The sequence below is a fragment of the Zooshikella ganghwensis DSM 15267 genome (genome assembly GCF_000428585.1).
In the GTDB taxonomy this organism is placed as follows: Bacteria; Pseudomonadota; Gammaproteobacteria; order Pseudomonadales; family Zooshikellaceae; genus Zooshikella; species Zooshikella ganghwensis.
In genome coordinates, this window is record NZ_AUAF01000142.1 from 1 (window position 1) to 11,358 (window position 11,358).

Genomic DNA, 11,358 nt, shown 5'->3' on the forward strand with positions numbered 1-11,358 from the left:
CTCCCAGAGAAATGGAGGGGACAGTTAAACCGGGTCCGACGACGGGTTGAGACAACGATTGGTCAGCTTGTAAAAACGTTTAATATCCAACGAACAAAAGGTAGGACCTTATGGAGTCTGACGAATCGAATAAGTCGTAAATTGTTATCACACAGTTTATGTGTGTTACTCAATAGAAACGAAGGCAACGCTCCACTTCAGTTGGCTCAATTAATAGGCTAAAAAGTCGAGCATCGCGTTATTGTTGATGTAAATTATCGTGGCTATGCAGCCCTTGATGAAGGTGTCACTGCACTTCAACAATCTCGTTACTTTTTTGCTGGCTATCCGAAAGAAGCACGGTTTAAAAGAGATTTTCAAGGTCCTTATAATGATGACTACTTAATTAGTGACCGTTTAGGTGTGAGACGATTTGTTTGGTCAAGCTGTGGTGCCAAGGAGCCAGTGGTTGTTACAACGGAACTGCGATTAAGTAATAATGGTAATGTTAATGCCAGAGGCTTAATCACGACAGACACTATTGATGGTAAATTAACCCAGCAGTATGGTATTCAGTTCAGAAAATGTGACGAAACATTGACTACAGGCTCAAGTACAAACACAGCCTCAGTCAATTACTATTAAACTGTTTCATGTACAAGACTTAAAATAATTCTACTGTTGTCTGACTAAACAGCTTTTCCATTTTCCGGCAGCATTTCTAACAATATCAAGAATAATATACCCAATACGAATGGTTTTTAGGTGCGGCCATTGAGTAACGAAGCCCCATGAGCCTATATTAATAGGTGATTGGGGTGAGGAGAGAAGATAACAAAGCCTAGAAATCATTCGTGAAGGGTATACGTGAGGCGTATATCCTTCAAGAGTCTACCCAACGAATTAAGTATTCTTGCCAATCCTCCTCAGCTACCTGCGTTTCACAAAGTGTTTTACCCCTGACTGAAACACCTTCCTCATGAACACTGTCTGCTTGACCAGTAACTAATGGATGCCAGCCTGGTAAAGGCTTGCCTTCAGCCAATAGACGGTACGCGCAAGTTGGTGGCAACCAGTGAAACTCTTCTATGTACTCTGGTGAGAGAACAGTACACTCTGGAATATGTTGGGTACGATGCTCATATTCTTGGCAACGACAACTATCATCGTCCAATAATCGACACGCAATTTGAGTGTAATACACCTGCCCATCATCTTCGTCTTCCAGCTTGTGTAAGCAACATAGCCCACAGCCATCACATACGGATTCCCACTCAGCTTTGGAAAACTGCTTTAATGATTTTTGTTGCCAAAATGGAATGACTATATCACTCATAACTTATACTTATTCCGGATCATTAAAACACAGTAGCTCATCAGGCAATGCCACTAAATACTCTTCTTTAGGAGGTGGCATTTGCAGATAAAAACCTTGCTCAGTGATTGCATCTAACACCTGATCTGCCGTAACGCGTGCAAGCTTTTTCTCTGAATGCAATACCAACGTCATAACAGGTTGAGGCTCACCAAAAACAGTTAATAATGACTCAGGTATTTTATTTAAACCATCTTGTTTTTTAACATAAAGATAGGTTTCATCTTTACGACTGCTTTTGTAAACAGCAACAACCACTTTGTCTGCAATCACGATACCAAACCTTGTTTTATCTCATTTAAATAAGCTACCAGTTCTTGGCCAAAACAATGATATCGCCAATTATCTTCATCCATTGACCAACGAAATACATTGTCATATAAACCAGAGCGGATTATCGCTTGAAAAGGTTTTTTGGGCATTAATACTTCGACAGGAATTTGTAAAGCTTCAGCTTTAACTGCCAACCACTGCTTTCCTTTTTTAACATAGCGTTTACTTGAAGGAGGAAGTGGTTTCGGAAGACGCTCAGGCAGGTTTTCTTCTTTTATGATCATTCCCTGTCTAACACAGTTTAAAATAGTGTCCCCATCTCGCTTAATGACACTGGATTTAATCCCTTTAATCGTGGCAAGTTGTGCTTTATAACGAGGCTTGCGGCGAGCAATTTGCCACAATAATTGATCGCCCAATAAATGATTACGAGGAATGTCACGTGCTAATAACTGCTGCTCACGCCAAGTGGCCAGTGCTTGTAATATTGCTAACTCCCTTGGATATAAACGCCATGCCTGCTTTATCTGACGATAATAGTTTGTTAAATCCGTAGTAACTTGATATTCAGCACAAAGAGCTGCACCATCGTTCAGCACCCACTGAGTTCGCCCCTGAGCCGCTAGCAATTTAACTAAAGCATAATACAACTGATGTAAATACCATACATCATCTACCGCATACTGTAATTGTGCTGATGAAAGCGGGCGGTCTTGCCAGTTTGATCGTGTTTCTGCTTTACCCAGAGACTTATCCAGTACTTCAGCCACCAGCCGTTGATAGCCCACACTATTACCCAGCCCTGCAAGCGCTGCAGCTAACTGAGTATCAAAAAGCGGCTGGGGTAACCGCTTTACTGTACGCTGTAACAACTGAAGGTCTTCAGAACACGCATGCAATACTTTGGTAATTCCAGGCTCAGCTAATAAGGAACCCAAAGGAGTTAAGTCAGGTATAGCTATAGGGTCGAGTAAATATACCTTCTTTCCATCACAAAGTTGGATAAGACATGGTTGAGCAAAAAAAGTATGACTACGTTCAAACTCAGTATCCAACGCAATGACTTCAGCGCTTAAACAGTCTGCAACCATTGCTTCCAGCGCTATAGGAGTATCAACCCAATGTACTGGGCAGTCTGTTGTCATTCACCCAATCCCATTTGTTTGCGCCCAGCAAAAGCATGTAGCAGAGTGCCACCGTCAACGTATTCAAGCTCTCCCCCTACAGGCACCCCGTGCGCTATTCGAGTCACTTTAACACCCAGCGCAATAGCTTGTTGTGCAATAAAGTGAGCTGTTGCTTCCCCTTCTACTGTAGGGTTAGTGGCTAATATCATTTCTTCCACAGCGCGTTGCTGCAACTGAGCTAACAAATCATCAACACCGATTTCTTCTGGACCAATACCATCAATAGGAGAAAGGTGCCCCTGCAGAATAAAATAATGCCCCCGATACCCTCCTGCCTGCTCAATAGCCAACATATCAGCAGGACTTTCAACCACACACAAAATGCTTTTTTCACGCTTGGGATCAGCACAAATTGAACAGTAGTCCAGCTCTGTCAATGTTCGACATGAGCGACAATGGCCTACCTCACTCAAGGCAGTAGCAAGGCTAGCGACAATTCTTTCTGCACCTTTTCGGTCACGCTCCAGCAGGTGAAGTGCCATACGCTGGGCGGACTTTGGTCCAATACCAGGTAAACACTGAAGTGCTTCAATTAATTGTTTAATCAGAGGACTAAAAGCCATCTTTAACTCCACAAGCCAAAGCGCTAATGACAAGCAACGCTCAGTCAATACGCGAAATGCTCATTAAAAAGGCTTAAAGCCGCCTGGAATGTTTAATCCCAGCCCATCCGTTAAACTCCCCATACGTTTTTGGCTTTCTGCTTCTACTTTACGAACAGCATCATTTACAGCAGCCGCAATGAGGTCTTCAAGCATTTCCTTATCTTCTTTTAATAAACTAGGGTCAATCGATACTCGGCGCACATCGTAACGGCCATTCATCGCCACAGCGACCATTCCAGCACCAGCCTCACCTTTTATTTCCAGTTGTTCAAGTTCTTGCTGGTTTTTTTTCATTTGTTCTTGCAGTTTTTCCTGAGCCTGTTGGAGCTGGCCCATTAAATTTTCCATACCACCTTTAAACATACGTACCTCAATAAACGGGTTATGGTAAGTAGTTAATGCTTCTCATCTATCGGGGTGATCGATTGTTCCACGATTGTAGCAGAAAACTGTGCTACCAACGCCTGTACAATATGATCACTTTCAATGCTTTGTTTTGCCTCTGCTAACCGCTTAGCTTTCTTTTCCTGTAGCCAGCGAGCTGGGGTCATATCTGTCACTGGTGCAGTCGATATCTGTAAGCGAATCGATTCGCCAAACCAGTTACTCACAGCCAGCTCAATGCGCGAATGATGCGTATCACTAAACAACATGGAGTGTTTTTCATCTAACACCAGTGACCATACGTTTTGCTCAATGCTCATGAGTGCCATATGCGAGCCTAAGTTTTGCGTCACCCCTCCTAGCCCCAGCAACCAAAATAGCTCAGGCCACTGAGCAAGCGACATGTCTTCAAGTGCTTTAGCTACATTAATATCATTAGCCTGAACCTCTGTAGCTTCAGACGACCCAACCTGCTCACGAGCATCAAGCTGGCCGGCTAAAGAGGCTCTATCAACTGGCGTGGTTTTATCCGTAACGTTTTCTTGTTTTGGGGTTTCTCGTCCGCCATGTGCCTGCTGTACAGCTGGCCCTGAAGAGTGAGCTACTCCTAATGGGGGAGCACTCGCCTCCATATCTTGCAGGCTAATATGTTGGGCTGTTGCTGACAGGCTTTCCGCTCTAGGCTGTTCCTGTCCCTTACCTTTTTGTGAAACCTCTGCACTACCCTGATCACCAATATTGCAATAAACATGGCTCGTTGCCTGTTGTGAAGTTACATGTGAACCCTCTGGCTGTTTAGCCAGCGGGTCTTCAGGTAATGACTTTGGGGATGAGGGTGTCTCCTTGACGTGTGGCTCACCAAGCTCATCAATATTGGCTGAAGGTGTTGAGGGAGCAGCCAATGAAGTTATCTCAGACGTTTCCGACTGTTCACCTGAATCCTTGGTGAGAGGCTGTTGAGGTGGCCCCTCCACAGGTGTAGGACGAAATGCCAGCATTCGCAGCATGACCATTTCAAATCCTCCCCGTGGATCTGGGGCTAGCGGCAAGTCTCGCCGTCCTAAGAGACCAATTTGGTAGTAAAGCTGAACATCTTCAGCAGTCATTTTGGCAGCTAATGCTAATAAACGCTGTTGATCACCTTGACTATTATCAACTGCATCAGGAACCATTTGGGCAAGTGCAATACGATGCAAAATAGACAATAAATCAGCCAAGACGCTTATATAGTCAGGTGCAAACTCAGCAAGATGTGCAATTGTGTTCAACAGTTGCTGTATATCGCCCTCAGCAAGTGCTTCGACCACATGAAAAACCTGATGGGGATCAATAGTTCCCAGCATAGCTGCTACATCGGGTTCACGAACTTCACCGTGGCCAAAAGCAATTGCCTGGTCAGTTAAACTCAACGCATCGCGCATACTGCCATCTGCAGCTTGAGCAAGCTGCCAAAGTGCAGGCATATCAAAACCCACACTTTCTTCAGCCAAAATAAACTGTAAGTGGCCAACAATTCGCTCTGGCGACATATTCTTGAGGGCAAACTGCAAACAGCGAGAAAGGATCGTAACAGGTAATTTCTGAGGATCTGTGGTTGCCAGCAAAAACTTAACGTGAGGCGGTGGCTCCTCCAAGGTTTTTAGTAGTGCATTAAAGCTGTGGGTTGACAGCATGTGGACTTCGTCAATCAGGTAGACTTTGTAACGGCCACGGGTTGGCGCATACTGGACATTTTCCAGAAGTTCACGGGTATCTTCGACTTTGGTGCGTGATGCAGCATCCACCTCAATTAAATCAACAAAGCGCCCTTCATCAATTTCACGACAGGCGTCGCATTGCCCACAGGGTTCAGAGCTAACACCATGCTCACAGTTCAAGCACTTAGCAAGGATACGCGCGATAGTGGTTTTACCTACACCTCGGGTACCAGTAAACAAATAGGCATGATGTAAACGATCATGATCTAGCGCATTGACCAGCGCCTTGAGCACATGCAATTGCCCTACAAGTTGTTTAAATGTGCGTGGTCGCCACTTACGTGCCAGTACCTGATAACTCATGCAAAGATTTTTCCGCTGTGCACTACTTTAATTGAATAGAGACTACTTAAGCCAAACCGAGTATGTTAGCTGAGAAGCCTCGTAATTGCACCCTCTCCATGGAAAACACATGCTGTCTATCTAAGGTGAAACACTCAGCCAATAACCGCTGTCTTTCGCTAAAACCTTATTTACCGTTACACACCCAAAGTGACAAATACAGCACACGAAACAGCACTGTTAGCAACGATAACTTGTCAGGACTTAAGAACCCTGATTTAATTAGCAATCGTTAAATGCTGCTTATAGCAACAATTTTTTGTGACATTATTTAGTACCTATTGCGGTATTTAGGCTTATTCTGGCTATGTCGCGAAAGCAACATATAAAGCAGTACGTAATATCTAAACCCGTAATAACATCAAGAGTAGGACTGACGTCCTCGCCAACCTGCTGTCCCTAGGCAAGGTGGATTCCGCAAAGCGGAGATGTGGCCCTTAGGCAATTAAATAGGCCCCCTTAGTCAGCGTCAGTTCTCTACAGTTCCAGGAGAACACCATGCAGTGTGATTTTGTGGTAAGCCAGTACGCACCACACCCTAAAAAAACGACACCTGTCCTCTCCCTTCGCGACCAGGCGTCAATGAGTTGGTTTATCCATCACCAACACTATGACTGCTCATTATTTGTCTGGATCTCTCAAGCTTGGCTTAAACAACCCAAAAAATTCAGCTTGCCACGTTATCAAGTTTTTGTGGAGTTTCGTGATAGTAATCGTTGTTGTCGTTACCACGAGTTCACCTTTTCCAGGTTTGAAGAGGCATTACAGTTTATCCATGGACCCTTAGCCCACCACCGCCTGAACAATATTTCACCACAAATGACGCAACTGTATCCTGTAAAAAAAGATAATTGACTTCCCACAGGTGTTTTTCAAGCTATTCACCTTTTCTCGGCTTTGGCCATTATTGAATACACATGACGGCTAAAAATAAGCTATTAGAAACAACGGGTTAGAATTAATTCATATCATGGTTTTCATTAGACATGAGTTAATTCAGGTTATAACCACTAACAGTATTGCTTTACCTGCAATGCCTTAGCTTCTAAATGGCCAAAGTCGAGCTTTTATAACACTCATAAAGAATATGCAATGGCTAGGATAAGGTGTCACTCGCTGGAAAAGGAAGGAGTAAGAGTAAGTTTGGGCTGACCTCACCAGAGGTAGCCCAGTAGCGCTGGTAGGGAACCTTATTCACATGACAGCCCCACTAAAAACCCTTGGTTATGGGTAAATTTAAAAGTGCTTTTAAGCTTGTGGAGTGATCGATAAGATTGATTGCAAAATAGGCTTAAGTCCACCAAAGAAAAACTCCACAGCAATCACCATTACGATCAAGCCCATAATACGCATTAAAACTTTATTACCACTCTCACCTAAACACTTCATGATAGGTTTAGCAAATAATAAGAAAACATAGGTAACGCCGCAGACCCCCATAATGCTCAAAAATAAAACACTGTAATACAACATGTGATTACTCTGGCTCATTAAAATAATAACCGTTGCAATTGCACCAGGCCCTGAAATTAATGGAATGGCTAGGGGGGTTATAGCTAAGTCATTCGTATACTCTTCTGTATCCTCTAGGCTACGCTTGTCAAACTTGGTTCGACTCAGACGCGCCTGAACCATTTCATAGCCCATTAAAAAAAACAACACACCCGCCACAATTTTCAGACTATCCACTGAAATGGAAAATACCTTAAAAATAAACTGGCCTGTTACTGCAAACACCACCAAAATCAAAGCAGCAGTAATAGTTGCTTTTAAAGCAACATGACGAGCATCTCTCGGCTCAAGGTCATGAGTCATCGCCACAAAAATAGGGGTAATGCTAAGCGGGTTTATCATAGTAAATAGTGAGGTTATGCAAAGTAGCACAAACTCCAATAATTCATTATACGACAACTGATCTAATACCATAGCTGACTACCTAAATACCTAGTTTACAGGTAACGCAAATATTTATATCCTGCACCAAGGAGAGTTAAAACGCTCACTATGGATGCAAAATTGCAAAACTCATTGCTATCGATCGCACATACTTAACTAGGTGTAATCCCAACACCCAAACTGCTAAAGTGATCCTTTAGAATAAGCACTACGTATAAATAAGGCTCAAGGCTGCGCTTCACACGCTACGTAGTGACTCCATCTCGATTCATTGAAAGAACAATGGCTAAAAAACCAACCGTCTTTCAATAGATCGCTATAGCAATACAGAAACTTGAAGAAAGTCTATTAAAAAGCAATAAACCCTTGTCTGGCTTTTCTTGCAGGATAAGTGTCTACCTACCTTGTCAACTATTTAGGTAGGCTCACTGTTCCAACCAAGCTTAACAAGCGTACAGCTCAAAGCACACTGGGGGTTAGTTGCAAACGTATTAGTAAATGTATGAATGAAATTGCTACGTTAGATTTTTTTGAGCACAAGCCTGTGCTTTGGATTATTTTGGCGGCGCCATTATAGTCAAATCTTAGCTAATGAAAAGCTATCCTATGAGAGTTTAGTACAAGTACTTATCTAACCCCATTCACTTTATTAACCATTATTTATTTAGTGGAGATATTGAATATGCTTTAACACCATTACCAAGCTGAGCTGAGCTCATCTCTCACCCCCATGGTTACCCATGTTAGGTTAATCTTTTGTAGTACCTATTAATCTTTTGTAGTACCTAGGAGTTATTGTATGGTTGCATCACGCACAGGAACACTGTGTGCTATAAGTGCCTTTGTTTGGTGGGGACTATCCCCTATTTATTTTAAGCTCATTGGGCATGCATCCCCTTTTGAAATTATCAGCCATCGTGTGATTTGGTCAGTTCTTTTACTGACATTAGTATTAGTTGCTCAAAAACAGCTACACACTCTGAAAAGCATTATCAAAGATCGCCAAAAGTTACTTTTTTTATTGGCTGGAGCCATACTTATAGGCGGAAACTGGCTGATATTTATTTGGGCAGTCACTAACGGACAAATACTCGAAACCAGCTTAGGCTATTTCATCACCCCTCTGGTCACAGTACTGTTTGGCTTTATGCTATTTCGCGAGCTGTTATCTCAAGCCCAGTGGATTGCTGTATCAATTGCTTGTTTAGGTGTCATCATTGAACTTATCCAGTTAGGACGTTTGCCTTGGATAGCACTTATTCTTGCCACTTCATTTGCTTGCTATGGCGCTATACGTAAAAAAGCACAAGCCCCTGCAGTAGCTGGCCTGGCTCTGGAGACCTTAATACTATTACCGGTGGCACTGGTTTACTGTATTTACTCAAATTACACTAGCCAAACAGTCTTTACTGCCTCATTTTATGATGGCTTTATGTTGAGCTTAGCGGGCGTAGTTACAACAATTCCCTTGTTACTATTTACTGCTGCTGCAACTCGGATTCCACTCAGTACATTAGGCTTTATTCAATATATCGGGCCGACCATTACGTTTTTTCTTGCCATCGTAATATATCAGGAACCCTTATCCCTCACGCGCTTATTCTCATTCAGCTTAATCTGGCTAGCGTTAGCATTGTTCACCTTTGATGGCTGGAACCGTTTACGCAAACAGCGAAAAACCTCTGCATCTCTTCCAGAGTAAGATTGCAGAATGCTGTTTAATCCATTAAAGTAATTGCGTAAGCACTTACGTAATTACTTTAATATTAGTTAGTATCTCATCATAGCCAGGCTCTTAAACATGAGCAGTTAATAGCAATCACGTATGTCTCTTGTTAGCAACCACCAACAAATAGTAGCCAAAGCCATTTAGAACAGGGCTAAGAGCAAGAAAGGTAAGTAAGATGGATTTCCTTGCAGAATTAGATTATTTAGCGTTAGGTAGTCGTCTAAAGCGGCTTAGCGATCACCTAATCAGCGAAGTAAGTCAAACTTACAAAACCTTAGATATCGATTTTAATCCCCGCCTATTTCCATTGCTGCAATTGCTTTATCGTCACGGTCCCAACAGTATCAGTGAACTCAGCCAGGCTTTAGGGGTTACCCACGCGGCTGTGAGTCAAATGGCTCATATGATGGTGAAGTCTGGATTAGCAAGCAAACAGCCTGACCCCACTGATGAAAGACGGCAATTTCTGGAACTGACACCAGAAGCACATGCACTTTATCAGTCGCTGACACCGCTATGGCAAGCGATGCAATCAACACTGCAACAGTTTGGCAGCCAACAAGGTTTTTTACTGTTACCTGCCATCACCGCAATGGAGCAAGCTATCAATCAGAGTCCTTTACAGCAAGCCTGGCTCGCTAAGCTCAACGCTATCGAAAGTAACCCATCCCAAGCAAACACCAACCCCACTGCAGTCAGGCTGACTGGCTGGCAACCGCAGTGGCGCGAGCAATTTGCAGCTCTCAATTTACAGTGGCTGGAGCGCTACTTTTCTGTCACAGAAGCGGATAAGCACGCGCTTTTTCAACCTGAAGAATATTATCTCAATGATGGTGGATATATTCTGTTTGCAGAAGTTGATAGCCAGCCCATTGGTGCTGTCGCTTTAAAAAGAATAAATACGGATATTTTTGAGCTGTCCAAGCTCGCAGTGGCAGAAACACATCAGCAGCGGGGTATTGGGCGCCGCCTTATGTTATATGCGATCAGCATGGCAACCATGGTCGGTGCACAACAGCTGGTACTCCAAAGCAACCGACAGCTGAAAGCAGCACTTCATTTATATCGTGAATTAGGCTTTAAAGAAGCTGTTCCTATCGCCGGCTTACCTGATTTTCCCAGGGCTGATATTTTTATGGAAAAAACCTTACGCTAAAAAACATCAAGAAATAACCCTCTTTACCCCCAAAGAACAAATTAAAATAATGTAGTTAATTGAGCTGTAAATCCTATGAACACATCTGAATCATTGGTTTCCGAACAAACAAACTATCGCAAACATGCTTTTATATCAGGCGTACACCAGACTATTCCACTGGTCATTGGCGCGCTACCTTTTGGTATTATTTATGGAACACTTGCACTTCAAAGTGGCCTGAGTGAGTGGGCTACCCTCGCCATGTCTTTCTTTGTATTTGCGGGTTCCAGTCAGTTTATTGCGATCGGCCTGCTCGCCAGTGGTGTCAGTCTGGAGTTAATTATTCTCACTACGGCTATCGTCAATCTCCGGCATTTACTCTATGCAGCATCATTGCTCCCTATAGTAAAAAACTTAAGGCTCTATATGGATTCCTAGGGGGTTATATCAATAGCTCTATTAGATCATTAAGTAAGCTTTTTCCTCGGCACTTTATATTGTACACAAACTCAAATAATGCTAAATAAAAAGGTAGTTTTTCTTGAGAAATACCTCGATGAGGTCTTAACCATGAGCGTAGTAATGACCAACAACCTTCAATGGTGTTAACATGTACTTCGTGAAAACCATCCCCATCTTCATCACGAGCATACTCCCCTTTCCCGTGACAAACGGTTTTATGTTGATATCCCC

General features: G+C 43.0%; 12 protein-coding genes, 2 pseudogenes and 1 riboswitch. Of the genes and pseudogenes, 6 read left to right on the top strand and 8 right to left on the bottom strand.

The window, feature by feature from the left end:
• Both F607_RS35255 and F607_RS34820 read left to right on the top strand, forming a co-directional pair.
• A pseudogene (locus F607_RS35255) lies at positions 1–222 on the top strand (IS982 family transposase); the annotation flags it as partial.
• An 18-nt stretch (positions 223–240) separates the two neighbouring features.
• Positions 241–624, top strand: a complete 384-nt coding sequence (locus F607_RS34820; RefSeq protein ID WP_084611359.1) for a DUF4360 domain-containing protein — start codon at positions 241–243, stop codon at positions 622–624.
• Between the two features lie 238 nt (positions 625–862).
• Here the strand turns inward: F607_RS34820 and F607_RS0121020 are convergent, their stop codons facing one another.
• The 6 genes from F607_RS0121020 to dnaX form a co-directional block, all read right to left on the bottom strand.
• On the bottom strand, positions 863–1,315 hold the full coding sequence (locus F607_RS0121020; protein ID WP_027709652.1) for a YcgN family cysteine cluster protein: 453 nt from the start codon (positions 1,313–1,315) through the stop codon (positions 863–865).
• 9 nt (positions 1,316–1,324) lie between these two features.
• Positions 1,325–1,627 (bottom strand): YcgL domain-containing protein, encoded by a 303-nt coding sequence (locus F607_RS0121025; protein ID WP_325167614.1) that lies wholly within the window; start codon positions 1,625–1,627, stop codon positions 1,325–1,327.
• A complete protein-coding gene (gene rnd, locus F607_RS0121030; RefSeq protein WP_027709654.1) occupies positions 1,624–2,772 on the bottom strand; it encodes a ribonuclease D in 1,149 nt (382 codons plus the stop codon). The genes F607_RS0121025 and rnd overlap by 4 nt, the downstream gene beginning before the upstream one ends.
• Entirely contained in the window at positions 2,769–3,377 is a 609-nt protein-coding gene (recR, locus tag F607_RS0121035) for a recombination mediator RecR (RefSeq protein WP_027709655.1), read from the bottom strand. The genes rnd and recR overlap by 4 nt, the downstream gene beginning before the upstream one ends.
• Positions 3,378–3,440: 63 nt before the next feature.
• Positions 3,441–3,782: a YbaB/EbfC family nucleoid-associated protein gene (locus tag F607_RS0121040; RefSeq protein WP_027709656.1), complete on the bottom strand. Its 342-nt coding sequence runs from the start codon at positions 3,780–3,782 to the stop codon at positions 3,441–3,443.
• 32 nt (positions 3,783–3,814) lie between these two features.
• On the bottom strand, positions 3,815–5,863 hold the full coding sequence (gene dnaX / locus F607_RS0121045) for a DNA polymerase III subunit gamma/tau (protein WP_027709657.1): 2,049 nt from the start codon (positions 5,861–5,863) through the stop codon (positions 3,815–3,817).
• Positions 5,864–6,255: 392 nt separating this feature from the next.
• Positions 6,256–6,361: riboswitch (SAM-I-IV-variant riboswitch) on the top strand.
• Between the two features lie 39 nt (positions 6,362–6,400).
• On the opposite strand from dnaX, the gene F607_RS0121050 reads away from it, so the two are divergent.
• The gene (locus F607_RS0121050; protein WP_027709658.1) at positions 6,401–6,757 is read left to right on the top strand and encodes a hypothetical protein; all 357 of its coding nucleotides are present in this window, start codon (positions 6,401–6,403) and stop codon (positions 6,755–6,757) included.
• Between the two features lie 393 nt (positions 6,758–7,150).
• On the opposite strand, the gene F607_RS0121055 is transcribed toward F607_RS0121050, so the two are convergent.
• Complete coding sequence (locus tag F607_RS0121055) at positions 7,151–7,828, bottom strand: MarC family protein (protein WP_038291981.1); 678 nt, start codon at positions 7,826–7,828, stop codon at positions 7,151–7,153.
• A gap of 769 nt (positions 7,829–8,597) precedes the next feature.
• Here F607_RS0121055 and rarD point away from each other — a divergent pair.
• From rarD to F607_RS30925, 3 genes are all read left to right on the top strand, one after another.
• On the top strand, positions 8,598–9,500 hold the full coding sequence (gene rarD, locus F607_RS0121065; protein WP_027709661.1) for an EamA family transporter RarD: 903 nt from the start codon (positions 8,598–8,600) through the stop codon (positions 9,498–9,500).
• 202 nt (positions 9,501–9,702) lie between these two features.
• Positions 9,703–10,683 (top strand): bifunctional helix-turn-helix transcriptional regulator/GNAT family N-acetyltransferase, encoded by a 981-nt coding sequence (locus F607_RS0121070; protein WP_027709662.1) that lies wholly within the window; start codon positions 9,703–9,705, stop codon positions 10,681–10,683.
• Between the two features lie 75 nt (positions 10,684–10,758).
• Positions 10,759–11,103: an AzlC family ABC transporter permease gene (locus F607_RS30925; protein WP_051311708.1), complete on the top strand. Its 345-nt coding sequence runs from the start codon at positions 10,759–10,761 to the stop codon at positions 11,101–11,103.
• A 4-nt stretch (positions 11,104–11,107) separates the two neighbouring features.
• On the opposite strand, the pseudogene F607_RS0121080 reads toward F607_RS30925, so the two are convergent.
• Positions 11,108–11,358 (bottom strand): annotated as a pseudogene (locus F607_RS0121080) (IS1595 family transposase); the annotation flags it as partial.